Origin of the sequence: Flectobacillus sp. BAB-3569 (genome assembly GCF_002270355.1) — a bacterium.
Classification (GTDB): Bacteria; Bacteroidota; Bacteroidia; order Cytophagales; family Spirosomataceae; genus Flectobacillus; species Flectobacillus roseus.
In genome coordinates, this window is sequence record NZ_NJFZ01000038.1 from 1 (window position 1) to 25,417 (window position 25,417).

General features: G+C 37.7%; 21 protein-coding genes, 1 tRNA gene and 2 rRNA genes. 16 read left to right on the forward strand and 8 right to left on the reverse strand.

Annotated elements, in window-relative coordinates:
- Positions 1–325, forward strand: a 23S ribosomal RNA gene (locus BWI92_RS27850); the annotation flags it as partial.
- 94 nt (positions 326–419) lie between these two features.
- Positions 420–531: ribosomal RNA gene (gene rrf / locus BWI92_RS24680) — 5S ribosomal RNA — on the forward strand.
- 398 nt (positions 532–929) lie between these two features.
- Here rrf and BWI92_RS24685 read toward each other — a convergent pair.
- Entirely contained in the window at positions 930–1,982 is a 1,053-nt protein-coding gene (locus BWI92_RS24685; protein WP_310588956.1) for a WYL domain-containing protein, read from the reverse strand.
- Positions 1,983–2,069: 87 nt separating this feature from the next.
- Between BWI92_RS24685 and BWI92_RS24690 the strand changes: the two genes are divergently transcribed.
- The 3 genes from BWI92_RS24690 (at position 2,070) to BWI92_RS24700 (ending at position 6,975) form a co-directional block, all read left to right on the forward strand.
- The gene (locus tag BWI92_RS24690; RefSeq protein ID WP_095167939.1) at positions 2,070–3,590 is read left to right on the forward strand and encodes a TROVE domain-containing protein; all 1,521 of its coding nucleotides are present in this window, start codon (positions 2,070–2,072) and stop codon (positions 3,588–3,590) included.
- Positions 3,591–4,050: 460 nt separating this feature from the next.
- The gene (locus tag BWI92_RS24695; protein ID WP_095167941.1) at positions 4,051–5,580 is read left to right on the forward strand and encodes an RtcB family protein; all 1,530 of its coding nucleotides are present in this window, start codon (positions 4,051–4,053) and stop codon (positions 5,578–5,580) included.
- A gap of 120 nt (positions 5,581–5,700) precedes the next feature.
- Positions 5,701–6,975, forward strand: a complete 1,275-nt coding sequence (locus tag BWI92_RS24700; RefSeq protein WP_095167944.1) for a replication-associated recombination protein A — start codon at positions 5,701–5,703, stop codon at positions 6,973–6,975.
- Between the two features lie 120 nt (positions 6,976–7,095).
- Here the strand turns inward: BWI92_RS24700 and BWI92_RS24705 are convergent, their stop codons facing one another.
- Together BWI92_RS24705 and BWI92_RS24710 are read right to left on the reverse strand one after the other, a co-directional pair.
- Complete coding sequence (locus tag BWI92_RS24705) at positions 7,096–8,322, reverse strand: S-adenosylmethionine:tRNA ribosyltransferase-isomerase (protein ID WP_095167946.1); 1,227 nt, start codon at positions 8,320–8,322, stop codon at positions 7,096–7,098.
- Between the two features lie 68 nt (positions 8,323–8,390).
- Entirely contained in the window at positions 8,391–8,903 is a 513-nt protein-coding gene (locus BWI92_RS24710) for a hypothetical protein (RefSeq protein ID WP_095167948.1), read from the reverse strand.
- A gap of 413 nt (positions 8,904–9,316) precedes the next feature.
- On the opposite strand from BWI92_RS24710, the gene BWI92_RS24715 reads away from it, so the two are divergent.
- Together BWI92_RS24715 and BWI92_RS24720 are read left to right on the forward strand one after the other, a co-directional pair.
- Positions 9,317–9,865, forward strand: a complete 549-nt coding sequence (locus BWI92_RS24715; protein ID WP_095167950.1) for a cob(I)yrinic acid a,c-diamide adenosyltransferase — start codon at positions 9,317–9,319, stop codon at positions 9,863–9,865.
- A 29-nt stretch (positions 9,866–9,894) separates the two neighbouring features.
- On the forward strand, positions 9,895–10,959 hold the full coding sequence (locus tag BWI92_RS24720; protein WP_095167952.1) for a branched-chain amino acid aminotransferase: 1,065 nt from the start codon (positions 9,895–9,897) through the stop codon (positions 10,957–10,959).
- Positions 10,960–11,038: 79 nt separating this feature from the next.
- Here the strand turns inward: BWI92_RS24720 and BWI92_RS24725 are convergent, their stop codons facing one another.
- Positions 11,039–11,620 (reverse strand): hypothetical protein, encoded by a 582-nt coding sequence (locus tag BWI92_RS24725; protein WP_095167954.1) that lies wholly within the window; start codon positions 11,618–11,620, stop codon positions 11,039–11,041.
- Between the two features lie 370 nt (positions 11,621–11,990).
- Between BWI92_RS24725 and BWI92_RS24730 the strand changes: the two genes are divergently transcribed.
- Positions 11,991–12,641, forward strand: coding sequence for a response regulator transcription factor (locus BWI92_RS24730; RefSeq protein WP_095167977.1), 651 nt, complete (start codon positions 11,991–11,993; stop codon positions 12,639–12,641).
- 218 nt (positions 12,642–12,859) lie between these two features.
- The gene (locus BWI92_RS24735; protein ID WP_095167956.1) at positions 12,860–13,330 is read left to right on the forward strand and encodes a LytTR family DNA-binding domain-containing protein; all 471 of its coding nucleotides are present in this window, start codon (positions 12,860–12,862) and stop codon (positions 13,328–13,330) included.
- 521 nt (positions 13,331–13,851) lie between these two features.
- On the opposite strand, the gene BWI92_RS24740 is transcribed toward BWI92_RS24735, so the two are convergent.
- A complete protein-coding gene (locus tag BWI92_RS24740) occupies positions 13,852–15,234 on the reverse strand; it encodes a BamA/TamA family outer membrane protein (protein WP_095167959.1) in 1,383 nt (460 codons plus the stop codon).
- Positions 15,235–15,364: 130 nt separating this feature from the next.
- Between BWI92_RS24740 and BWI92_RS24745 the strand changes: the two genes are divergently transcribed.
- Positions 15,365–16,330, forward strand: coding sequence for an MFS transporter (locus tag BWI92_RS24745; protein WP_229363542.1), 966 nt, complete (start codon positions 15,365–15,367; stop codon positions 16,328–16,330).
- Positions 16,331–16,332: 2 nt separating this feature from the next.
- Positions 16,333–16,677 (forward strand): hypothetical protein, encoded by a 345-nt coding sequence (locus tag BWI92_RS28390; protein ID WP_229363544.1) that lies wholly within the window; start codon positions 16,333–16,335, stop codon positions 16,675–16,677.
- A 107-nt stretch (positions 16,678–16,784) separates the two neighbouring features.
- On the opposite strand, the gene BWI92_RS24750 is transcribed toward BWI92_RS28390, so the two are convergent.
- The gene (locus tag BWI92_RS24750; RefSeq protein WP_095167961.1) at positions 16,785–18,446 is read right to left on the reverse strand and encodes an AMP-binding protein; all 1,662 of its coding nucleotides are present in this window, start codon (positions 18,444–18,446) and stop codon (positions 16,785–16,787) included.
- 288 nt (positions 18,447–18,734) lie between these two features.
- Positions 18,735–19,508 carry a biotin--[acetyl-CoA-carboxylase] ligase gene (locus BWI92_RS24755; protein ID WP_095167963.1) on the reverse strand — a complete coding sequence of 258 codons (774 nt, stop codon included), beginning with the start codon at positions 19,506–19,508 and terminating at the stop codon, positions 18,735–18,737.
- Between the two features lie 125 nt (positions 19,509–19,633).
- Here BWI92_RS24755 and rsfS point away from each other — a divergent pair, with 125 nt between their 5' ends.
- The 5 genes from rsfS to BWI92_RS28935 all read left to right on the forward strand — a co-directional run bounded on the left by rsfS (position 19,634) and on the right by BWI92_RS28935 (position 25,072).
- Positions 19,634–20,020: a ribosome silencing factor gene (rsfS, locus tag BWI92_RS24760; RefSeq protein ID WP_095167965.1), complete on the forward strand. Its 387-nt coding sequence runs from the start codon at positions 19,634–19,636 to the stop codon at positions 20,018–20,020.
- Positions 20,021–20,230: 210 nt separating this feature from the next.
- On the forward strand, positions 20,231–22,327 hold the full coding sequence (ftsH, locus tag BWI92_RS24765) for an ATP-dependent zinc metalloprotease FtsH (RefSeq protein ID WP_095167967.1): 2,097 nt from the start codon (positions 20,231–20,233) through the stop codon (positions 22,325–22,327).
- A gap of 137 nt (positions 22,328–22,464) precedes the next feature.
- Positions 22,465–23,271 (forward strand): UDP-2,3-diacylglucosamine diphosphatase, encoded by an 807-nt coding sequence (locus BWI92_RS24770; protein ID WP_095167969.1) that lies wholly within the window; start codon positions 22,465–22,467, stop codon positions 23,269–23,271.
- A gap of 257 nt (positions 23,272–23,528) precedes the next feature.
- Positions 23,529–24,803, forward strand: a complete 1,275-nt coding sequence (locus BWI92_RS24775; protein ID WP_095167971.1) for a glycoside hydrolase family 32 protein — start codon at positions 23,529–23,531, stop codon at positions 24,801–24,803.
- Positions 24,804–24,805: 2 nt separating this feature from the next.
- Complete coding sequence (locus BWI92_RS28935) at positions 24,806–25,072, forward strand: GH32 C-terminal domain-containing protein (protein ID WP_409024762.1); 267 nt, start codon at positions 24,806–24,808, stop codon at positions 25,070–25,072.
- A 214-nt stretch (positions 25,073–25,286) separates the two neighbouring features.
- Here the strand turns inward: BWI92_RS28935 and BWI92_RS24785 are convergent.
- Positions 25,287–25,361: transfer RNA gene (locus tag BWI92_RS24785), tRNA-Val, on the reverse strand.
- Positions 25,362–25,417: the final 56 nt, after the last annotated feature.

A 25,417-nucleotide genomic window follows, 5' to 3' on the forward strand; every position in this document is an offset into this window, starting at 1 on the left:
TTAAGTGGCACGCGAGCTGGGTTCAGAACGTCGTGAGACAGTTCGGTCCCTATCTGTTGTGGGCGTAGGAATATTGACAGGTTCTGACTTTAGTACGAGAGGACCGAGTTGGACTGACCTCTGGTGTATCAGTTGTCCTGCCAAGGGCATAGCTGAGTAGCTACGTCGGGACCAGATAAGCGCTGAAAGCATCTAAGTGCGAAACTGACCTGAAGATGAGTATTCCAAATAAGGGCCGTTGTAGATGACAACGTTGATAGGTTGCAGATGTATAGGTAGAGATACCAGAGTCGAGCAATACTAATTACCCAATAGCTTATGATATCTCTGTACTAAGAATTTAATTCTTACTTGTTCAACATCTTTCACGATATACGTCAAACGGACATAAGACATAGAGAAGTAATTCTCGCAGGTTTTATGGAGCCGATAGGACTGGTGTTCACCTCTTCCCATCTCGAACAGAGTAGTTAAGCCCAGTACCGTTGATGATACTGCAATCAAATGCGGGAAAGTAAAAAAGCTCCAAAATATTACAAAGACAGAAGCCACTCCAAAAGAGTGGCTTTTTTGTTTTACAAGGCTCAGTACCGTTGAGGATACTGCAGGCTGCGTGCTGAGAACTCAGTGTCCCAGACTGTGCGTCCCAATCATGCAGAGAAAAGCCATAAAATATTACAAATAAATGTGAGCGACCTCGATAGGGTGGCTTTTTGTGTTTTACAAGGCTCAGTCCCGTTGATGATAGTGCAGGCTGCGCGCCCCGGACTATGCGTCCCAATCAATACTGAAAAGTAAAAAAGCTCCCAAATATTAACAAATACATAAGCCACTCCGAAAGAGTGGCTTATGTATTTTGTTATAAATCAGCAGATTATATATTCTTATGCTCTAACAAGTTGGAATAAGGCTAGAAATCATGTTGTTCTTTATGATTGATAATACTTTAAAGCACGGCTTAATCTACCTTGAATTACCTTTCTTAGCTTTAGAGGAGCTAAAACTTCAACTCCATCACCGAATCCTAAAATTTCTTTTTCTAACTCGAAATTGATTTGTAATGCTAATTCAATGGTGAGTCCTCTTTCATTTTCCTCGATAACTTTTTGTGAATGATGTAAAGGTTTCGTAATTACATAAGGGGCATGCAAAGGGGTAAACTTTAATACTATTTGTTGTGGACGAAGATTATTTACAGTAACTCCAATGGTATTTTTATAGAATTCTTCTTGAACAAAGACATCATTTGGTAGGTAAGGAATGTCTTCAGAGACGTGAACTTCTTGTATTCTGTCCAAAGCAAGGTGTAAAATGCTTTCTTCTTCCTTCCTTTTTCCTACTAGAAACCAACGGTTTTTAAATTCTTTTAACCACCATCCGTGGAATACAAAAACTCCTTCTTGCCGTGCTTTGAATGATTTGTAAGTTATGATAAGTGCTTTTTTAGCTAAAATGGCATGATAAAGATAGTCTAAATAAGAAAGTCCCTTCAGGTTTTCATTTTTTTCAAAATCAATAATTGAACTTCGCTTTTCTTGTGCACTATAAACATGTTCTTCTAACTTATTGACTACCTCGCTCAATTGATCAAAATGCGAAAAACCTTTGAATTGCTTTAATAATGATAACGCCTCATTCATTTGAATAAGGTCTGTTTGGGTAATTGGTGATTTTGTAATACTAAAATTGGGGTCAGCATAGGTATAATATTTTTTATCAACAACGACTATCGGTGCTTCATATCCTAATTTGTCACTGCGCATGACTTGAATATCTGCTTGAATAGTACGCAAGCTGATTCCTTTATCTATTCCTTCATACTCATAGAGTGCATCAGATACCCTTTCTATTAAATCTTCTAAAGTCCATTTTCGCTGACGATTCTGTAAACAAGCATCGATTGTTTTGTAGCGAATGAGAGCATTTCTATTAGTTGGCATATTTAAAGCATACTTTTTATAAGTTTTTGAAATATTTTTCACAAAAAAGTAAAAATAAATAGATCTACGCAAAAAGACTGCGTAGATACACTGCAATTTTGTATTAGAAATTTAAAACAACCTAATGTCATGAAATTCAATTTCTTAAAGAAGAGCAATACTATTCTCAAAAATTATGAAGGAGCACCTTCGTATCAGTTGAGTCCAGAAATGGAATTATATAGTGCTACGGTGACAAGCCTGCTTCATGACAGTTTCTATGAAAAAGCAGAAGAAAGATTAATACGCCTACAGCAATTGATTGAAAAAGTGTCACCAGAATATTGTGCTAAACTGGCAGTTTATGCTCGTCGCTCGATGAACTTGCGCTCTGTGCCAATTGTGCTTTCGGTAGAGTTAGCCAAAAAAGCGGATGCAGGAGCTTGGGTTGGAAAAGCTATTGAGCAAATAGTTTTGCGACCAGATGAGATCACTGAGACGCTGGCTTATTATCAGCAAACCAACAAAAGGACAGGAACAAAGCGACTCAATCGACTTTCAAAACAGATTCAAAAAGGTTTGGCAAAAGCATTTAATCGTTTTGATGAATACCAGTTTGCCAAGTATAATCAAAATACGGAGGTAAAATTAAGAGATGCCTTGTTTTTGGTGCATCCAAAACCTAAGGACTTAGCTCAACAAATTGTTTTTGATAAAATCACTCAGAATACCTTGTCTACACCATATACTTGGGAGACAGAACTTTCCGCACTTGGACAGCTTCATTTTGGAAGTGAAAAGGCAAAAAATAAAGCCTTCAGAGCTAAATGGGAAGAGCTGATTCTGAGCAAGAAAGTAGGGTATATGGCCTTGCTGAGAAATCTTAGAAATATGCTGGAAAGTAATATTTCGGATGAATGTCTAGATATAGTTTTAACGTACTTAGCTGACGAAAACGCTATTAAGAGTGCTAAACAGCTACCGTTTCGATATTGGTCTGCCTATCGAGAGTTGAGTAATATAACCGATGGTAGAGTGATTAGGGTTATTGATGCTTTAGAAAAAGCGATGCTATTAAGCGCTCAAAACATCAAGGGTTTTGATAACAATACCAAAGTTGTTTTGGCTTGCGATGTGTCAGGCTCGATGCAACAAAAATTATCTGCAAAAAGTAGTCTGATGTATTATGATATAGGTTTGTTATTGGCAATGCTCTTGCAAAACCGTTGTAAAAATGTAGTTACGGGGATGTTTGGAGATACTTGGAAAGTGATTCAAATGCCTAGTAAAAGTATTTTATCGAATGTCGCAGCATTTCATCAACGTGAAGGAGAGGTGGGATATTCAACAAATGCACATTTGGTGATTGAAGATTTGTTAAAGCGTGAATATCAAGCTGATAAAGTGATGATTTTTACGGATACACAGTTATGGAATAGCCAAAATAGAGATGCGAACAGCATTAAAACGGCTTGGCAAAACTATAAAAGGAAATTTCCGAAAGCAAAGTTATATCTTTTTGATTTAGCTGGTTATGGTCAAAGTCCCATGAGAGTAGAATCAGGAGATGTGTATTTGTTGGCGGGCTGGTCGGATAAAGTTTTTGAAGTACTCGATGCCCTAGAAAACGGACAAGGTATTGTAGATTTTATTCAAGGAATAGATTTGTAAAGTACCTATGTGTTAAGTTCTAAGCATAAGGCTATCATATTGAAGATTTTGTAAAATGCCGTAAGGTTGAGATACTTCGCTCCAATATAGGGGAGGAATGGCGTGATTGAGCAATACAATGAGGTCATCTGGTTCGACTCCAGCTTGCAATGCCCCGTTCTCGACCTGCCTATTGCTTTTACAAAAAAACCAGAGTGCCGTAAAAGAGCGATACTTCGAATGTAATCGACTCCTTTTATCATCGCTCTTTGTTCATTGCCTCTGGTTTATTAAGATTATAAAGAGTGTCGTAAAAAAGCGTTACTTCGGCTGATTGGGTCGTAGGTTCGATTCCTACCTGTCTTGTACAGTAGCTCAGCGGTAGAGCAAATTATTAATGTCGCTTTTTGCTTGTAACCTCTTTATTTCCCTTTAAATAGTTCTACATCTCTTACAAAACAATTATACAAATTCTAAAAAAATGGAAACAGTAATCATTACCCAAGAAGATTTACAACAATTGGGTGTACATCATGAAGAAGCCTACCCAAAATTCTTGAGGGTAGCCAATGGTTTGTTGAATAATGGGGTTTATCCCAAGTCTCATATATTGTTATTGTTTGCTCAAATGATAGATTCGCCAAAGAAGTTTAGTTTTTCCAAAAACAAACTGACCAATTTGGCGCTCTACACCAAGCATTTGAAAGAAATAGGTCAAGACCTTGTTTTATCAGAATATGGACAATCCTTGTTGGAGGCAGAAAAAAACAAACCTAAATATGAATTACCTAAAACGGGTCGTCAGTCAGAAAACTATTTTGACTTAAGAGAAGAAGCATTATCCTACCGAATTTACGGAGGAAATTACATAGAGCAGGGCGCCTTGGACCAAATGCAAACAGCGATGAAATTACCTATTTCTTTAGCTGGAGCACTGATGCCCGATGCACATCAAGGATATGGATTGCCTATTGGCGGAGTTTTGGCAACGACAGCAAATACCGTGATTCCGTATGCTGTAGGGGTGGATATTGCCTGCCGTATGTGTATGAGCGTATTTGATTTACCTGTGTCGATGATTCAACGAGAAGATAAATTGTTGAAAAAAATGCTTGAATACCATAGCTTCTTTGGGATGGGTTCAGAGTCGAAGCAGAAATATGATGATACACTTTTTGATCGCTCGGAATGGACTGCAACAAAGTTAATTCGAGACTTAAAAGATAAAGCTTATCGACAATTAGGAACCTCAGGAACGGGTAATCATTTTGTTGAATGGGGTGTTTTAGAGGTTTTAGAGCAAGACGAATTAATGGATTTACCCGTTGGAAAATACCTTACCTTATTGTCACATTCGGGGTCAAGAGGATTTGGTGGTGCTATTGCCAATCACTATTCAAGAATAGCTATGGAAAAAACTAGACTTCCTAAGGAGGCTAAACATTTGGCATGGCTAGATATGAATAGCGATGAAGGGCAAGAATATTGGTTATCTATGAATTTAGCAGGAGATTATGCCTCTGCCAATCATCATGAGATTCATCATAAAATTGCTGCTGCCCTGAACCAAACGCCATTAAAGCGAATCGAGAATCACCATAATTTTGCATGGGAAGAGCGTCTTACTGACGGAACTCCAGTAATTGTGCATCGAAAAGGAGCCACGCCTGCTGGTAGCCAAGATTTAGGGATTATTCCTGCCTCGATGACTCAGCCTGGCTATGTGATTCGAGGAAAAGGTACATCAGCGGGATTAAATTCTGCTTCGCATGGCGCAGGTCGTAAAATGTCAAGAACCAAAGCATTGGGTTTGCTGACAAAAGATGATTTGCATGCAGAATTAAAAAAAGCACAAGTCCAGCTCATTGGTGCCGACTTAGATGAAGCTCCACAAGCGTATAAGGATATTCGAAAAGTAATGGATGCTCAAACTGATTTAGTACAAGTACTAGCGCAGTTTAGTCCCAAAATTGTACGAATGGCCGACGGTCGTGAAAAGGCAGAAGATTAATATCTTTTGAACAATAAGCCTTCTATTCTCAGGAGTTTTTCTGAAAATAGGAGGCTTTGTTATTTTGAGACTTTTCTATTATTTAACTTAGCGTTTTAAGAAAAGTTTAATACTAAAATCATGCAACCATTAGCCGAAAGGATGCGTCCGCAGACGCTAGATGATTATGTGGGTCAAGACCATTTGGTTGGAGAAAAAGCTGTTTTGCGCAGAGCTGTTGAGGCTGGTCGGATTCCTTCCTTTATTTTGTGGGGACCTCCTGGGGTTGGCAAAACTACTTTGGCGAGTATCATTGCTAAAACATTGAAACGCCCTTTTCATACACTTTCTGCCATTAGCGCAGGAGTAAAGGATATTCGCGAAACTATAGATTCTGCCAAAAAACAAAAGTTTTTTGATACACCTTCGCCAATATTATTTATCGATGAGATTCATCGTTTTTCAAAATCACAGCAGGATTCCTTACTGGGGGCAGTTGAGCAAGGAGTGGTAACGCTGATTGGTGCTACCACCGAAAATCCATCTTTTGAGGTAATTTCGGCTTTGTTGTCTCGTTGTCAGGTATATGTACTAAAATCTTTGGAAAAAGATGATTTGATTTTGATGTTAAATCAGGCTTTGTTGAAAGATAGTTTTTTGAAAAATAGGGATATAGAAATCGTAGAATATGACGCTATCTTGCAGTTTTCAGGAGGCGACGGGCGAAAGCTGTATAATATCCTTGAATTGGTGACAAATTTCCAGCAGGCTGGAGAATCGCTGAAGATTACCAATGTAATGGTGGTAGATAAGTTGCAACAAAACATTGCGATGTATGACAAAGATGGCGAGCAACACTATGACATTATCTCGGCATTTATTAAGTCTATTCGTGGGTCAGATCCTAATGCGGCTGTGTATTGGTTGGCTCGCATGTTGGAGGGAGGCGAAGATATAGAATTCATAGCAAGACGCTTGGTTATTTTGGCTGCTGAGGATATAGGCTTAGCTAACCCCAATGCGTTATTAATGGCTAATACTTGCTTTCAGGCTATTCGAGTAGTGGGTATGCCCGAATCTAGGATTATCTTGTCGGAGGCGGTCATCTATTTGGCAACCTCTCCTAAAAGTAATTCAGCTTATTTGGCTATTGGTGAGGCTCAGGATTTGGTTAGACAAACGGGTAATCTTCCTGTACCGCTGCATTTGCGAAATGCTCCAACCAAACTCATGAAGTCACTCGATTATGGAAAAGGATACAAATATGCCCATGACTATAAAGGGAATTTTGCTGAGCAAGAGTTTTTCCCGAAAGAGATAGAAAAAACGAAGCTTTTTGAACCACAGCATAATTCAGCAGAAGAAAAAATCCGGCAAAAACTGCGCAATGATTGGGGAGATTGGTATCAGTATTAAGGGGGCTTTGGGGTTTCGGCTATCAGCTTTGGGCAAATGAAAAATGTTTTTTCGTTTGCCCAAAGCTGATAGCCGACTGGTAAGCAGTTAGTATAAGATGCTATTATTTACAACTTACTATTATGGCAACAACAGCGATGAGTCGCCGTAACTTAAAAAGCGATAGTCTTTCTCCATAGCTTCTTGATATACTTTACGCCAATCTTCGCCGATAAGGGCAGCGATAAGTAATACCAAAGTACTTTCGGGTTGGTGATAGTTGGTAATAATGCCTCTACAAACCTTGAATTGATAACCAGGGAATATGAAAATCTCGGTTTCTCCTGTAAGTTCTTCAATATCATTGCTTTCCATAAAATTTAGGATTGTAACAAATGATTCTTGTCGACTAGGAAGTGTTTCAGTATGATGATATGGGTAAAGTTTTTCTATCAAAAAATCAGAGTCACCTTTCCCTAATTTTACCCCAAACCAATACAAACTTTCGAGCGCACGCATAGAAGTGGTACCTACTGGAATAATCGGCCCTTCGTGTTGGACTAATGTTTGAAGATTCTTTCTGGAAAAAACAATCTGCTCATTGTGCATGCGGTGCTCTACAATATTTTCGACTTTGATGGGTTGGAAGGTCCCTGCGCCTACATGTAGGGTCAAAAAATCTTGTTTAAAACCAGCTTGTTGAAGTTTTTGTAAAACCCTTTCTGTAAAATGTAATCCTGCGGTTGGTGCTGCTACAGCTCCTTTTTTCTCACTATAAACAGTCTGGTATGTTTCATAATCAGAAGATTCTGTTTCGCGATTCAAGTAAGGAGGTAAAGGGATTTCACCCAATGATTGAATCAAATCTACGAATAGAATAGGAGTATCGTTACTCAAATTTTGCCAAGAAAGCTCGACATGATTTTGCTCCTCATCGGCTAATTTGGCTGATACAACTACTTCATTACCATTGACGAGTAACGTACGCTGAAGAATATCGTTTTTCTTAAAACGTTTTTTGTTACCAATCATACATTCCCAAATACAGCTATCACTTACCTCCATTGCCAAGTTAATAACCGCAGTAGGGGCAATGGGATGTAATAAGAAAATTTGAATGGTAGCTCCCGTAGGTTTCTGAAAGTGTATTCTTGCTGGAATAACTTTGGTATTATTAAAAACCAACAGACTACCTTCTGGAAGATAGTCTGCGATTTGATAAAACTGAGTATGCGTGATTTCACCTTGATGATATACCTGTAGCTTAGACTGGTCTCTTTCAGACAAGGGAAATTTAGCAATTCTTTCATCAGGAAGCTCATAAGTATAATCAGATAATTTAATATCTGTTATAGAAAGCTCGTTCATGGTATTGTTAATTAAGTATTTGTACCGATACTTTTAATGTCGGAATTTGAGCGATTAGCTTTGTCAAATTAATCTTCTTCTACTACACTTGGATTGGTATATAACAATTTGACAGGCAAATAAAATAACCAAGCTAATGTAAGTGCTACGCCAACCACTAGCAAATAAGTATAACTAGTATTAAAACTGCGATCGTCGTTGAGAGTCAAAATAGCACGGAGTACTAAAATCAAAAAAGTATTGATAAAAGCAGGTAGAAAGTTCAGCCAGTTGCCAATGGCAGCATTCAAGTCTTTACGATTGGCTAACCATTTTTTATTAGGAATCCAAGAAAAAGAAGTATCAGGTAATTTAAGGATCATTTTTGCCAAGGTAATAGGCAAAATATTGACAACCAGTGAAATGGCTAAGAAGAGATAGAAGATTTCGTCTTTGGGTAAGAAGCCATCACCTCTACCATTTGGCCCGAAGTGAACTGCTGTATAATCTGGCAGGCCACGATAGGTAAACAACAATATTAGCGCAAAGGCTAACATAGAGGCATAACGCCACGTTCTCGAGATAAATAATTCTATACTCATTTTTTCAGACTGTCTCTTATCGTTGGTAGGGTTGTGATTTAGTCAGATTTACGTTTTATGAACCAATGACATGAGACTGAGTGACCAAATCCCCATTTTTCAGACCGCAAAATTACTTCAGAAAGCTTAGGTTTTCTAATTTTGTGAAAACAATTCTCAATTGACTTTTTTCAGTTCTTGACTAATCACATAAGGATGTTTGGTGTCAAATAGGAATAGGGTAGAGTTTGAAGGATTCATGCCAAATAAAATTTTGTTGTTATAACAATTATTTTTTGCAATTTTATAAGCAAAAATCCTCAAAAAAAACATAGCTTTGTATTATTAAGCATTTGGGCTAATTGATTGGCTATGAATTAGCTTCGAGAGGTAAAATTTAGGTTAGTTGTAAAACTTTGACGGTTAAGTTCTTCATGAAAATTTATACAAAAAGTGGTGACCGAGGGACAACTTCGTTGGTAGGAGGCACAAGAATTTCGAAAGCTGAATTACGAATAGAAGCTTACGGGACAGTTGATGAACTGAATGCTTACATTGGATTATTGGGCGATTTTGAAGTAAATACCGACAAAAAAGCTCTTTTAAAGGAAATCCAAGATAGATTATTTACCATTGGTTCGATATTGGCTTCAGAACCAGAGCAAACAAAGAAACAAATTCCTGATTTGCACGAGAGTGATATCGAAGCTTTGGAAAAAGCAATGGATGTCATGAATGAAGACTTAGAACCTATGCGATTCTTTATTTTGCCAGGCGGACATCAACATGTATCGTTTGGGCATGTTGCCAGAACCGTATGCCGAAGAGCCGAACGTCAAGTGGTACGATTAGCAGAAGAAAACGATACCGATTACTTGGTTATCCGATATTTGAATAGGCTATCCGATTATTTATTTATACTTTGCCGTTTTATGGCCAAACAACTCGGTGTGGCAGAAGTGGCTTGGAAGGCCAGAGTTTAGTTGAGAAAATAGCATAACGCAATATTAATATGACAGATACAGTGCAAATCGAAATTCATCAGATTGAGAAATCGAGAATTGATACGGTTGATTTCGACAACCTAGTTTTTGGACGCTCGTTTGCTGACCACATGTTGGTGGTTGATTACAAAGATGGTGCTTGGCAAACGCCTCAGATTGTACCTTATGGTCCTATTTCTTATACGCCAGCGATGATGTCGCTACATTATGGTCAAGCGATTTTTGAAGGTATGAAAGCCTACAAAAATGCTGAAGGTCAAATCCTCGTGTTTAGACCACACGATAACTGGGCTCGTTTGAACAAGTCAGCTGTACGTATGTGCATGCCAGAAATTCCAGAGGATATCTTCATGGAAGGTCTTTCTGCATTGTTGAAACTAGATTCTGCATGGATTCCTGCTAAGCCTGGATGTTCTATGTATATTCGTCCGTTTATGTTCTCGACAGACGAATACGTAGGGGTTACTCCTTCAAAAACGTATAAGTTTATGATTTTCAACTGTCCAGTAGGGGCTTATTACAGCAAGCCTTTGCGTGTGAAAGTTGAAACGCAATATATTCGTTCTGCTCATGGTGGTGTTGGTTTCTCGAAAAATGCAGGTAACTACGGTGGCTCATTGTACCCAACGCAGTTGGCAGCACAAGAAGGATATGATCAAATCATTTGGACTGATGCTGCTACACACCAATATGTAGAAGAAGCAGGAACAATGAACTTATTGTTTGTGGTTGATAACAAATTGGTTACAGCACCAACAGGCGATACTATTTTGGACGGTGTTACTCGTAAATCTGTCTTACAAATCGCTCGTGACTGGGGTATGGAAGTTGAAGAACGCCAATTGTCAGTTGCTGAGTTAGTAGAAGGAATTAAAGCAGGTAAGGTACAAGAAGCATTTGGTGCTGGTACAGCAGCTGTTATTGCTCCAATTTCAACGATTGGGTTTGAAGGACAAGACTATGAATTACCTGAGCGCCCAGCAGATGCATTCTCGAAAAGAGTTTATGAAGAAATTAACTCAATTCGTTTGGGCGTGAAAGAAGATTCAAGAGGTTGGGTATATAAAGTATAGTAGTAGAAAACTCATTTTCTTACATAACAAAAAGGAGTCCTGTGAAATTTCACAGGACTCCTTTTTGTTTGGTCATGACTTATTGAACTTCTTTGTCCGATTTATTAGCAAATACAATTTTAAAGCCTGGGTCTTTTTGCGTACTTACATTTTGAAGTACTAGCATTTGCTTTCCGTTGGCAATTTCCCAAGAGGTAGCTTTGGGTTTGTCTGTTCCTGCACCATACTTCTTATTAAAGTACGATTTGAATTCCTGAAAAAGACTATCTACCGTAGGTTGTTTTTCTATGTAAACATCAATCGCAATTTCACTTACTTTGTTGGCATTATCTTTACTGTATAGGATATCCGCAAAATTAAGATCAGTATTATCAAAATACTCTGTATAGCTACGACCATTGTCTGGTTGCGTTTCAGAAGGAAGCGTACTTTCTTTGATACCATCAAAAGTATCACCTAGCGATACCCCTCTAGCCATTCCAGCATCTGATTTTAGAATTGACTGAAAAATAGGAGAGTAGTTATTCAAATCAGCGCCTTGGTTATTGGTAGTAGCATCGAGACTATTGACTTGAATTTGGTCGTTACTTTTCTTTTCTTGGCAAGCTTGTAATCCACCTAAAAGAAAAATAGAACAGAAGAGAAGTATTTGTTTTTTCACAATAAATGAATGATTGAGTAACACTATGTATGGTTAACAAATATGCAGTAAAAGTATTGTAACAAAGGTAAGAAAACTTTCTGAGTCGTTTGTTAGGTTTCTATTAATACTCCACAAATGAGCGTCTTGCCGAATGAATCTGTGATTAATCGTATTAATAACAGAAAAAAAATAGCTAAAGAGCTTTTGTGCTCATGGCAAATATACACATATCACATGATGATGTGGCGTTAACTCATTTTATCCTCTGATTGAAGGCTATCTCTAGCTTTTCTTTGTATATTTATGACGCTTATCACGGGTTTTATTCGCCATTGAAAGCAAAAACATCTATTACTACTTGGAATTAATCAATAAAGGAAAATTAAACATGGATACAGCACCCATCAAAATAGTAGTGTATGAAGATAATCCAGACCTTCGAGAGAGCCTTTCGGTACTCTTGAGAGGCTCTATGGGTTTTGAATTAGTCGGAGCTTTTGTGAATTGCGAAAATGTAGAGTCACAAGTAAACTTATATAAACCCGACGTGGTATTGATGGATATTGACATGCCCGTTGCCAATGGTATAAATGGTCTGAAGACGATCAAAAGAATAGCGCCACAGGTTAACGTATTGATGTTCACGGTATTTGACGATAACGAAAATATTTTTGAGGCCATTTGTTCAGGAGCGGTTGGGTATATGCTCAAGCGAACTCCTCCGACCAAATTGCTTGAAGCAATCATTGATGCGCATCACGGTGGAGCACCTATGACCTCTAGTATAGCTAGAAAAGTGCTACAAATGTTACCTCAACAGCAACCTCGTGTAGCAGATAACGTATCATATAAGCTTACCGAACGCGAAACCGAAATCCTTAATTTATTGGTCAAAGGGAATAGCTACAAGATGATTGCTGACAAATGTGGTATAACCATGGACACTGTACGTTCGCACATCAAAAAGATTTACGATAAGTTACATGTTCACTCGCAAACAGAGGCCGTAGCAAAGGCAATTCATGAAAGAATTGTTTAGAAATTGGAAACCATAGATAGTGTTAAATACTGAAAGTAGTATTTTACGAAGAGAAAATATATTGATTTAGTGATTGTTAGAGGCGTTGGGGGATAGGTATCACATCATGATGTGATTGACAGGTACCATAAAAATGAAGAATTTTGTGATACCAATTTACCTAACCATGACATAGTCCTTTAAAATTATATATTTTCCGAACGTAACTTATAACTATCATGGTAACATCAAGAATTTCTAACTTGCCCTCTATTGCTGTATCTGTACCATCAACAGAATACAATGCCTACTCATTGGAGACACTTCGTCTACCAAAAATTTCTGACGTTGTAAAACGTGAGAATATCAAAGAAGGTTTTATTTCTTTGCCAGTTTGCTGCAAAAAAAGCATTTCTGTGGCTTGGAAAGACATCACTCATCTCGAAGCAACGAGCAATTATACTAAGTTTTACTTCAGTAATGGAAAAAACTTACTAGTTTCTCGTACAATGAAAGATTTTTTGAGTAAATTAGATGCCGAAATGTTTGTGAGAGTTCACAAGTCATTTGCGGTTAACCTGAACTACATTGTTCAATACGACGTAAAAGAGGATATGTTTGTGGAGTTGAAAAGTGGAGCAAAGATTAGCGTATCTCGTCGTAAGAAAAAAGACTTCTTGGAAAAAAGACGTCAATATTTTGAAAACTAATTCATAGTAAAAAATATTAGTGGTTAGGTATTTAGGAAACAAGGGCGACCCTTGTCGCCCCATGTTTTTAATAATAGCTAATCCAGCTAGAAAATATTTAAGATAATAGGTGTAGAACTATTAATTTGCACAGGGAGATGTTCTTAACGTCTCCTTTTGTCTTTTATATGGGTCAAGAATATTGAATGAATATGCTGAGTTAGTAGTGTACGAAGGAATTCTAGCAATTGCGGATTTTGGATTTCTGATTTCGGAAATAAAGAAAAATACCTTTATTTTTTACAAAATATAGAAGTTTACACTTCCGAAATCCAACATCCGATATCCGAAATAAATGGTTTTATTATCCTTCGTACGTACCTAATGCGGAGTTGTGAATTATTTTTTATGATAGCAGAGACGCAATACTTGCGTCTTCCCAAGTATTTAAAGTAGCCTGTAAAATATTTGTCAAAAAGGAGTAGATAATACCTAATACGATTTTTTCTGCTGCCCACTGCCCACTGCCCACTGCCTTTTCACTAGAATTCTCGAGTAATATTGAAAATAATTCCAGATTTTCCTTCTTTATTGATAGCCCAATGCAATTTTACAACAAGATTGTAATAGGTTACGGCATCCACTCCCAAGCCTGTGGAATATAATGGTCTATTGGCTAATGAACTAAGGTTCTTGTTTGCATATTCGTTTTGTACATATCCCCAGTCAACAAAGTAATTTGGATAGACTTGGATAGGAATTCGATTAAACTGAGAGGACTTAATCCATCTAATTGTTAGGGTTTTATCTAAAAGTTTGGTTCTTAAATTCATTCTTGCCCAAGCATATTTCTGCCCATCAATCACGTATAGCTCATAACCTCGAACTAAGTCTGTGCCGTAGCCCAATCCTCTCGTGTTGAAGAAGGGTTGTCTATTGGGAAAAGATATTTTACCCTCAGCTCCAACATTCAAAAATAGATTATTGGCTAATGCCCAGTATTTATTGGCGGTAAGTGTAAAATCTAGTTGATTAATGTTATCGGAAGGTAATAGTCCGAGCTTGTTGAGATATAGCTCAAGTCTGTAGCCTCGTAAAGGAAAAACGACATTGTCTCTAAAATCGTAATTGAAATAATAGCTCAATTGAAGATAGCGTTGGGTATTAGCTCCTTCCAAAAAGTAATTAGGATTAGCTTTTCTGATAGTATCAGCTACCCAGTTTTGATTATACCGAAGTTCAAGGGTGTGATTGTCGTAAAAATGATAGCGTTTTTTGAGTTGAGCAAAAGCATAAATTCTCTGGCGTAGGCTATTTTCTGACTTGATATAGCTCAAGGTGTCGTGCAAAGTGCCAAAGGCCACATTTTTATTGGTAGAATAAGAAATGCCTAATCCTAAACCTGTTTTTTGAGCTTTGTCGATATAAGGAATTCGATAAAAAAGCTCTAGTTTTTGTGTGAAGCCTACTTCGGCATTCAAGATTAACTTTTCGGCACGACCTCTAAAATTGGCGTGTGTAACATTTGCCCCAAATATTAATCGATCTAGTCTGCCACCACGACTCCACCATTCATTATAGTTTCGGTCAGCAATTTGGATATTTGGATAACCCAAGATATACCACTGTTCTTGAACTTTAATCGACATGTCCAAATCCTGAGAGAGGCTATCCTTTTTATATTTAATTTCAACAAAATTGAATAGGCTTGTGTTGAAGATCTTTCTTCTATTTAATTCAACTCTTTTTGCTAAATCATTTAGATGAATTGTATCGCCTTCATGAAAGTCTAGCTCTCGTCGAATGATATATGCCTTGGTACGTTGATTTCCTTGGAGAGAAATATGACGAATAACAAGGGTTGAATCACTTTTGACAGGCTGTAAAAAATGAAGGAGATTACAAAATAGAGTTACTAAAAACATACTTTGAGAAATAAGTGATGGATCGAATTCGGGGCTTAGGTTTGATAAACTTAAATAATTAAAAAAGTTTCTTAAATAAAGCTAATTTATTCTTATTATTGTTTTCTATTTCCACAAATTAGCCATTTTTATGAAATCCTTAAAATCTTCACTTACCTTCTCACAAATCATTAATATGAATGTGGGATTTTTTGGCATACAATATAGTTTCGGACTCCAGCAAAGTGCCGTAAATCCTATCTATGACTTTTTGGGGGCAAGTCCCGACGAAATACCACTTTTGAATCTAGCAGGTCCAGTGACAGGTTTATTAATTCAACCGCTTATTGGGGCTTTGAGTGATAAGACTTGGCACCCTCGTTGGGGACGTCGTAAGCCTTTCTTTTTTATAGGAGCGCTTCTTTGTAGTTTGACGCTCTTTATCTATCCTTTTAGTAGTTCGTTGTGGATGGCAGCAGGCTTGTTATGGGTATTAGATGCAGGGAATAATACCGCTATGGAGCCATATCGTGCATTTATTGCGGATATTTTACCAGAAGAACAACAAGCAACAGGTTTCTTGACACAAAGTTTCTTTACGGGTTTAGGTATTACTTTAGCAAACGTATCTCTTTTTGTTTTCCAAAAAAATATTACAGGCTCTTACGGGCAAATTCCATATTGGGTATTTGGTTCATTCTTTTTAGGTTCTTTATGCTCGATAGGTTCGGTACTGTGGTCGATGTCAAAAACGGAAGAAATACCCCCAAGCGATGAAGAATTGGCTAAAATACGAGCGCACAAAGGTGGTTTATTAGAACCTATTATTGAGATTTTAGCAGCAATTAAAGATATGCCGAAAGTAATGTGGCAATTGGCTTTGGTGTATTTGTTCCAATGGTATGCACTGTTTTGTTATTGGCAAAATGCTTCCAAGAGTATCGCATTATCAGTTTGGAAAACAACTCCAAAAGAAAACCCAGATTTGTATCAAGAGGCTGTAGGTTGGACTGGTTTGGTAAATGGTTGGTATAATGTTGCCACGTTTATGTCGGCTTTTGGTTTGGTGTGGTTGGCCAAAAAAGTAGTCCAAAACTCGTTCATGTATTATGTTTGATTATGGCAGGAGTAGGTCTATTGATTTTTCCACATATTGAGAATAAATATATGCTATTTGCTCCTATGACAGGTTTTGGTATAGCTTGGGCAAGTATGATGGGAATACCTTATTTGATGGTTGTATCCGAAATTCCAAAGGAGCGCTATGGTGTATATATGGGAATTATTAACATGATGATTGTAATTCCGATGATTATCCAAAACTTAACTTTTGGGTATGTTCTTGAACATTTCTTAGATAATGATTCTGGGAAAGCGGTAACTTTTGCAGGAATATTTTTGCTGATAGCAGCAGCCACTACAATGTTGATTAAATCCAAAAAATGGATGCAGGTCAAGTGGTAAGTATGAGCTCAGGGCATTAAGATTGGACAATCAGGTGTCGGCTTTCAGCTTTGAGAAATTAACATTTATATTTTTCAAAACTGAAAGCCGATCTCTGATGACTATAATTATTTTTCGAAAATAACTTCCTCTGGACTTTCAAACCACTTTTCTAATTGTCCATTATACTGTTTTTCAATGACATTACGCTTGATTTTAAGAGTTGGAGTAAGCATATTATTTTCGACTGACCACGGCTCTTTCACAATGACTATTTTTCGCAAATGTTCATAGTTTTTGAAATGAGGATTAACTCTCTTGATCATTTCTTGAAAAACTTCCCGTAGTTGTCCCTCTTCCGTATTTTTTCCAATCCCAGATAAAACTACCAATGCAATAGGCTGAGGCAAGCCTGTACCCACCACGCAAACTTGCTCGATAATTGGGTTTACGGTCAACATTCCTTCGATGGGGGTAGGTACAATATATTCACCTTTGGCGGATTTGAACATATCTTTTACTCTCCCAATAATAGAAATATAGCCTTCTTCATCGATAGAAGCCATATCTCCTGTAGCCAGCCAACCATCCTTAAATAGCTCTTGGGTCATGATGGGTTCTTTGTAATACCCAACAGTGTTCCATTGAGCCTTCATCAGTAGCTCTTGAGTATTGGGGTCTATTTTGATGGTAACGCCATTATGTGGTTTGCCAACGGTTCCTTTTTTATATTTGGTTGGCATAATCGTAGCTACGCCCATATTTTCTGTCATGCCATAGGCTTCTCGGATTTGAATATCTAGCTTATGAAACCACTCGAGCAAGCTACTTGGCATAGGTGCGGCGCCAGTCAAAATTAATTCTGCCTTAGCTAGCCCTAATCCCTTTTTTACTTTATTTCGAATAATCCTTTTTACGATGGGTACTTTGAGTAAAAGGTCAAGTTTGCTTTGTGGTAATTTTGATAAAATACCCAATTGAAACTTTGTCCAAATGCGAGGTACAGCCAAGAAATGGGTAGGATTGGCTGTCTGAAGATTGGACGCAAAAGTGTCTAAACTTTCTGCAAAATAGATTGTTCCCCCAGAGGCTATCCCTGCTGATTCCACAAGAGTGCGCTCTGCGATATGACAAAGTGGCAAATAGGAAAAAAAGCGCGCGTTCGAGATGTCCAGTAGTCCCACTTCTCTGGTGTGTTCTAATGCCGAAATCAGTCCTTGATGTGTGAGCATAACACCTTTGGGTACACCTGTTGTGCCCGAAGTATATACAATTGAGCTTACCTCTTCATAACTTGCCAAAGCGAATGAAGCCAAAGAAGGGGTTGTTTGTGTGATGGATTCCCAATTTTCGAATTCACTCGGAGCACCTTCGTAATAACTCGGAAAAGAGACACAATGGATACTAGTTGGAATACCGTTTTTCATTGATTCCCAAGAATCTAACTTTCCAACAAACAAAATCTGACAGTCTGAGTGAACCAGTACCTGTCGAAGTTGCTCGTCGGTGAGAGTAGGATAAAATGGAACAGACACATGGCCAGCCATACTAATGGCCAAATCTGTCATAATCCAATGGGCGCAGTTTTTGGACAAAATTCCGATGTTACTTCGAGGAGGTAAGTTTTGTAACAGAAGCCATTGGGCTATTTTTCGAATTTGTTGACCCGCTTCATGATAGCTAAAATCCCTAAATTCACTCCCATGTGGTTGTTTTAGGAAAATGCTGTGTGGCGTATGAGTTTCCCAATGGCAAAAATTTTCAACCATTGACTTAAATTGTCTTTTCATATCAAATCAGCTATTGTGGCTAAACAGATATTATTGATTCATTTTTTCAACAATATCTGTTTCACAGTTTCTTTAGAAATATTGAAGACAATTTAAGAATAAAATTGAATTTTGATTATATTTGTTTGAATTTTTTGGTGAGAGTGGCGGCATAATACAAACTAGTATCTAACCCCAATGTCATGAATAGGCAGGCTATCGTAAGAGTTCTTTTGATGTGTTTTCTAACGATGTTGTTAGGATATATCTTTTTCCAGAGTTTTGCGTCGTTTATACCACGACATTAACTTAAGGGTTAATGACAAATTGTACTTCTTTGAAGTCAAAATACAACAATTCTTCCTCTTCAGTTTCAATCGCTAATTTACCAGTTTGGTCAATTCCGATAATTTGTCCTAAAAAAAGTTCGTCATTTTTTCTGAAGTAATGCCATTCTTGGTATCGGTACATTACTCTGAGGTATTGTATTTTGAGGGATTCATAATATCCCTGTTTTATTTGTAAATAATATTTTTCAATTTTTTCTGCTAATTGACCAAGCATTGTATTTAAGTCATAGCTTTGTGTTGCATTTGCAGCTAAGCTCAACGACGAGGCTGTAGCAACGCCAAACTGAGTTTGGTTAATATTTAGTCCGATTCCAATAACAGAGTAACCAATATTATATCCTTGGAGCGTATTTTCGATTAAGATACCACCTAGTTTTTTGTCATAATGATAAATATCATTTGACCATTTTATCGTTAAACCCTCTGGCAGGTATTGACTCAAAAATTCATGAACACCCAAAGACACCGCTACATTGAGCTGAAATTGGTCTGAAGCACGAAGAAATGTAGGCTTGAGGATCAACGACAAAGTAAGATTCTGGCCTATTGCAGCTTCCCACGAATTTCCTCGTTGTCCACGACCCGTAGTTTGGTGGTCTGTAATAATAATCGTTCCTTCAAAAACCTCTTGCGATTGAATCATTTCAGCCGCAATGTCGTTAGTAGAATGACAAGTTGGCAGATATTTAATAATTTTGCCAGTAAATAAGGTGTTGGGTTGAATTTTGTACAAGGTTATTTCGTAATTTTAGGTTTCTAAATACAAGAAAAACAGGGCAAACATAGCCATATTTCAGAATTATTTGTACAAATATACTAGCCCTACTCCACAAGAGAATAACACATAAAGAATTTAGCATGGTAGATATCACAGCAGAAAAAGAAACAAGTTCAGAAGAACTTTGCAATTTAGTAGTAAAAGGAATGCAAGAAAAGAAAGCATTGGACATCGTAGTGATGGATTTGAGAGGGGTAAAAAATGCCTTTGCTGATTTTTTTGTAGTGTGTGCAGGTACGTCAGATACTCAAATTGATGCTATAGCCGATTCAGTTGATAAAGAAGTATGGGAAGCTACTCGTACAAACCCTAAAAGTATCGAAGGAAAGTCAAATCGTGAGTGGATTTTATTGGATTATTACGATGTAATTGTTCACGTATTCAAGAAAGACAAAAGAGAGTTTTATAAACTTGAAGAACTTTGGGGAGACGCTCAGTTTACCTATATCGACGACGAAGCCGCTTAATCAGCAGTTGTAACCTCTCATAAATGTATTTTACCACTTCTCACGATTCAGCAGCTTAAGAAACAATCTACTTCAACTAGACGTTGATATGTGTAGAGTGGTAAAATTTCAGGATTATGACTATTGCCTAACCTTGTAAAATCAGGGCTACATCTTTTGGGTCATTATCCTAAACCAGAATTATGAATTTAAAGTGTAATTAAAAAAACAATGGCAGAAAATAATAGCGGAGATAACAGACAATCAGACTTCCCAAAAAATTCTCGTCGTCCCAATGTTCCAAGTGGAGGATTTCAGGGTTGGTTAGTAGTAGCTTTAATTATTGCTTTGGTGAGTATTTACTTCCTAAGTAAGACACGTGTGTTAAAAACCATCGAGCCGCTACAATTTGAACAAATGGTATTGCATAAAGAAATTGCAAAATTGACCATTATCAAAAATAAAGACATCGCAGAGATTACGCTTAAAAAAGAGGCTTTACCAAAATATAAATCTGAATTAGGTGACCAACAAGGAAATGGAGTAATGAGCCAGAATTCTGGACCTCACTTTGAATTACCAATCAACTCCGCTTTCTCATTCGAAACTGAACTCAACGATTTACAAAAAGACATTCCTCGCGAGCAACGTATCCACGCTACTTCTGAAGAAAGAACAGGAATCTTTGAATTCTTGATGGGACCAGGATTGCTAATCTTGATGTTTGTCGGAATTTATTTTATGTTCTTCCGTATGGGAGGAGCAGGTGGCCCTGGTGGACAAATCTTCAACATTGGTCGCTCTCGTGCAACATTGTTTGATGGTGAGGCTAAAGTGAAAATCACGTTCAACGATGTGGCTGGTTTGGATGAAGCAAAAGAGGAAATTCAAGAAATTGTAGAGTTCTTGAAAAACCCTAAGAAATTTACCGACCTAGGTGGTAAAATTCCTAAGGGTGCATTGCTTGTAGGCCCTCCAGGAACTGGTAAAACTTTATTAGCAAAAGCAGTAGCTGGTGAGGCAGGTGTTCCATTTTTCTCACTTTCGGGTTCTGACTTTGTCGAGATGTTTGTGGGGGTAGGTGCAGCACGTGTACGTGACTTATTTAAGCAAGCAAAAGAAAAAGCACCTTGTATCATCTTTATCGATGAGATTGATGCTGTAGGTCGTTCTCGTGGTCGTGGTGCAATGCCAGGAGCTAACGATGAGCGTGAAAATACATTGAACTCTTTGTTGGTTGAAATGGATGGTTTTGCAACTGATTCAGGTATTATCATCATGGCGGCAACAAACCGTCCAGATGTACTAGATTCAGCTTTGTTACGTCCAGGTCGTTTTGACCGTCAGATTTCGGTTGATAAACCAGATATCGTAGGTCGTGAAGCTATCTTCAAAGTACACTTAAAGCCTTTGAAATTAGCGGCTGATGTGGATCCTAAAGAGCTTTCAGCACAAACGCCAGGTTTTGCTGGTGCCGAAATTGCGAACGTTTGTAATGAGGCTGCTCTTATCGCTGCTCGTCGTAACAAGACCGCGGTAGATATGAAGGATTTCCAAGAAGCAATGGACCGTGTGATTGGTGGTTTGGAGAAAAAGAATAAATTGATTTCTCCTGAAGAAAAGAAAATCGTTGCTTACCATGAGGCTGGGCACGCGATTGCGGGCTGGTTCTTGGAACATGCCAATCCATTAGTAAAAGTAACTATTGTACCTCGTGGTATTGCTGCATTGGGTTATGCTCAATATTTGCCAAAAGAACAATTTTTGTATCGTACTGAACAGTTAATCGACGAAATGTGTGTTACCTTGGGCGGTCGTGCTGCAGAGGATATTATCTTCGGTAAAATCTCAACTGGTGCACAAAATGACCTTGAGCGTATTACCAAGTTAGCCTACAGTATGGTGACTATCTATGGTATGAACGACAAGTTGGGTAATATCTCTTACTACGATTCTAAAGGTTCTGAGTACAATTTCAATAAGCCTTACTCTGAAACAACTGCTCGCGAAATCGATGTGGAAGTTCGCCAGATTATTCAGGCAGCTTATCAACGTACGGTTGATTTGTTGACAGAAAAGCGCGAGAAGTTAGAGATTTTGGCTCAAGAGTTATTGAAAAAAGAAGTTCTTTTCCAAAGTGATCTTGAAAGATTAGTAGGTTCTCGTCCTTTCGAACAATTGACAACTTACCAAGAGTTTATTAAAGGTGAGGAAGAAAAAGAGAAAGCCCTAGAGCGTCAAAAAGAACAAGACACGGCGCAAGAGCAGCCTTCAGCATCAGAAACAACAAATGTTGATTCCACAGATACAGAAGACACACTTGCTTAAGAAATATTCTACAAAAAGCCCTTCGCCATCGGTGAAGGGCTTTTTGTATTTTTAGGCTTTCTACTTAAATCATCTTTGGTTACAATTACTTTCTTTATCTTCGCACAAAGAAAACTTCGTATTTGATATTTATAAGCATGATTTCTATCCAACTTCATTCCAATAAAAAAATATATTTCGCTTCAGATTTTCACCTCGGTTATCCTACTCCAGAAGAAAGCCTTGCTCGTGAGAGAAAAATAGTTCGTTGGCTTGATCAAATCAGTGCTGATGCGCAAGTGATTTTTTTGGTAGGAGATATTTTTGACTTTTGGTTTGAATACAAAAATGCCATTCCCAAAGGCTTCATTCGTTTGCAAGGAAAATTAGCCGAATTATCTGATCGTGGTATCGAACTAATACTTTTTACAGGAAATCATGATATTTGGATATTCGATTATTTTACGAAAGAGATGGGTATCAAAGTGTATCGTGACCCTCAGCAATATAGCATACAAACATCTGGACAAATAAATCCAATGAAGCTTTATATCGCTCATGGAGATGGTTTGGGACCTGGCGACAATGGATACAAAGTGCTAAAGCGTGTTTTTGAAAATAAGGTTTGTCAATGGGCGTTTAGTTGGTTACATCCTCATGTAGGTATATCGTTAGCGCATTGGTGGTCAGGTAGCCGCAAAGACCCTGAACGTATCAAAAAGGAGCTAGTTTTTAAAGGGAAAGATGAGTGGTTGTTAAACCATGCACTTGAAATAGAGCAACAACAGCATTTTGATTACTATATTTTTGGACATCGTCACCTACTGCTTGATTTAGCGGTCGGTGAAACGGGTGCTAGATATATCAATCTTGGTGAATGGTGCTATGATTCAGCCGAAACGAGTTATCATTATGCGGTTTGGGATGGTTCAACGATGAAAATAGAATCGGCACTAAACGTATAACTTAAACTGAATTTCCCAAGTGGTGACATTTTTGCCTCACTTGGGATTTTTTATTTAAACAAAAGAGAATCTCTTGAATGTAGATTTTAATATTAAGTTCGTTACTCTTAAATAAAAAGCCCGTTATTGATAATCAGTAAATAATTACCTATTTTGCCTTTTTTTGAAACAATTGGACAGATAGAATACCTTCGGTCTAGTTTATTGTTTTACAATTTTCTATAATATCTATAATTTATCCCATCTCCAGTTTATCTATGAAAAACTTTCTGAAAAATGTATTGCTATGTTCTATTGGCAGTTTACCGCTGCTAAGTTTTGGGCAAAAGAAAGAACAGGAAACCAACCATTTACGACCTTTCATTCATTTTACACCTCAAAAAAATTGGATGAATGACCCCAATGGTTTGCTGTTTTACCAAGGGAAATATCATCTTTATTTCCAACATAATCCTTTTGGTAATCAATGGGGGCACATGAGTTGGGGGCATGCCACAAGCTCTGATTTGTTGCATTGGACCGAACATCCTGTGGCTATTCCAGAAGATACTACGATGATATTCTCAGGAAGTTTAGTGTATGATAAACATAACACTTCTGGCTTTTCGACTTCCCCTGAAGGTAGTTTAGTGGCGATTTACACAGCACATATTGATAACAAAAAGCAATCACAGTACATCGCCTACTCCAATGATGGCGGGATGTCTTTTAGTAAATATGCCAAGAATCCAGTAATTGATTTGGGAAAAAAGGACTTTCGTGATCCTAATGTATTTTGGCACGATGGTTCTGCTCAATGGGTCATGACGGTGGTTTTACCGCTCGAATACAAAGTGCTATTTTATGGCTCGAAAAATCTTAAAGATTGGTCTTTATTGAGCGAATTTGCTAATCAAGGCGATAAACGTAAGCCTTGGGAGTGTCCATCGCTTACAGAATTGCCCGTAGAAGGCTCAAATACCTCTAAATGGGTTCTTATGTTGTCTTCAAATGGTTCGACCGAAGGATATACAGGAATGCAATATTTTGTAGGTGATTTTGATGGGAAAAACTTCACAAACCTTAATGCACCCGAACAAGCTTTGTATGTGGACTATGGAAAAGATGTATATGCGGGGATTCCGTACAATGGATTACCCAAAGAGCAAGCAACTTTGGTGGCATGGATGACGAACTTAAATTATACGGGAGATAACCCTACGTTTCCGTGGCGAGGGCAAATGACGATTCCAAGAAAGTTGTCACTGAAAGATACTTCAAGTGGTTTAAGACTAGTTCAAGCACCAGCGATTTCTTCAGATTTTTTGGAAAAGAAGGATTCTTTCGAAAAAGAAAATTTTAATATCAAAAACACAATAGAATTGAGCGGAGGAACCTTGTTTGCAGACAACGCTTATTTGATTGAGGCTGAAATAGAAGTAAAGTCTGCGAATAAAGTAGGATTTAAAATTGCTCAAGAAGCAGACTCATTGAACAATAAAAAAATAAGTTTGAGACAAAGGTATATTACGATACCAAAAAGAAGAGCCTGATTCTGGACAGACTCAAATCTTCTGTAAAACACCATGCTCAGTTTCCAAGTATCGAAGAAGCTAATTATGAATTGAAAGATGGAGTGTTAAAATTGCAAATTGTAGTAGACAGAATGTCTGTTGAAGTATTTGCTAATGATGGGCTAACTACAATAACTGATTTAATTTTTCCATCAGAGAAGGCAAAAACACTTTCGATTTTTACTGAAAATGGTAAATCTAAAGTGCGAAAATTAAAGATTTGGAATTTGAAAGACAAGTCGAAGTAAGTAAGAGTTAAGATTACCGCAGTAGGCTTTAGGCATTATGCCGTAAGCTAAAAGTTTAAAAATGTTTTATTGAAATATGAATACGCTTTATTTAAGCAAAAAATGAGTGAAATCAATAGGAGTGAAGGCACAAAGTAATAAAGGCAAAAGGTCTTTGCTCTTTGATTTGTACAAAAATAAAAAAGCCCTCAAACTTTCGTAAGAGGGCTTTTTGTGGTCCCACTAGGATTCGAACCTAGGACCCCCTGCTTGTAAGGCAGGTGCTCTGAACCAGCTGAGCTATGAAACCTTAAATTGAAAATAAAGTGGTGGTCCCACTAGGATTCGAACCTAGGACCCCCTGCT

Coding starts and splice junctions, on each gene's coding strand:
- BWI92_RS24745 (WP_229363542.1), top strand. CDS start 15,365: ATGAAATCCTTAAAATCTTCACTTACCTTCTCACAAATCATTAATATG.
- ftsH (WP_095167967.1), top strand. CDS start 20,231: ATGGCAGAAAATAATAGCGGAGATAACAGACAATCAGACTTCCCAAAA.
- BWI92_RS24700 (WP_095167944.1), top strand. CDS start 5,701: ATGCAACCATTAGCCGAAAGGATGCGTCCGCAGACGCTAGATGATTAT.
- rsfS (WP_095167965.1), top strand. CDS start 19,634: ATGGTAGATATCACAGCAGAAAAAGAAACAAGTTCAGAAGAACTTTGC.
- BWI92_RS24710 (WP_095167948.1), bottom strand. CDS start 8,903: ATGAGTATAGAATTATTTATCTCGAGAACGTGGCGTTATGCCTCTATG.
- BWI92_RS24715 (WP_095167950.1), top strand. CDS start 9,317: ATGAAAATTTATACAAAAAGTGGTGACCGAGGGACAACTTCGTTGGTA.
- BWI92_RS24730 (WP_095167977.1), top strand. CDS start 11,991: ATGGATACAGCACCCATCAAAATAGTAGTGTATGAAGATAATCCAGAC.
- BWI92_RS24705 (WP_095167946.1), bottom strand. CDS start 8,322: ATGAACGAGCTTTCTATAACAGATATTAAATTATCTGATTATACTTAT.
- BWI92_RS24690 (WP_095167939.1), top strand. CDS start 2,070: ATGAAATTCAATTTCTTAAAGAAGAGCAATACTATTCTCAAAAATTAT.
- BWI92_RS24775 (WP_095167971.1), top strand. CDS start 23,529: ATGAAAAACTTTCTGAAAAATGTATTGCTATGTTCTATTGGCAGTTTA.
- BWI92_RS24695 (WP_095167941.1), top strand. CDS start 4,051: ATGGAAACAGTAATCATTACCCAAGAAGATTTACAACAATTGGGTGTA.
- BWI92_RS28390 (WP_229363544.1), top strand. CDS start 16,333: ATGGCAGGAGTAGGTCTATTGATTTTTCCACATATTGAGAATAAATAT.
- BWI92_RS24770 (WP_095167969.1), top strand. CDS start 22,465: ATGATTTCTATCCAACTTCATTCCAATAAAAAAATATATTTCGCTTCA.
- BWI92_RS24740 (WP_095167959.1), bottom strand. CDS start 15,234: ATGTTTTTAGTAACTCTATTTTGTAATCTCCTTCATTTTTTACAGCCT.
- BWI92_RS24720 (WP_095167952.1), top strand. CDS start 9,895: ATGACAGATACAGTGCAAATCGAAATTCATCAGATTGAGAAATCGAGA.
- BWI92_RS24750 (WP_095167961.1), bottom strand. CDS start 18,446: ATGAAAAGACAATTTAAGTCAATGGTTGAAAATTTTTGCCATTGGGAA.
- BWI92_RS24735 (WP_095167956.1), top strand. CDS start 12,860: ATGGTAACATCAAGAATTTCTAACTTGCCCTCTATTGCTGTATCTGTA.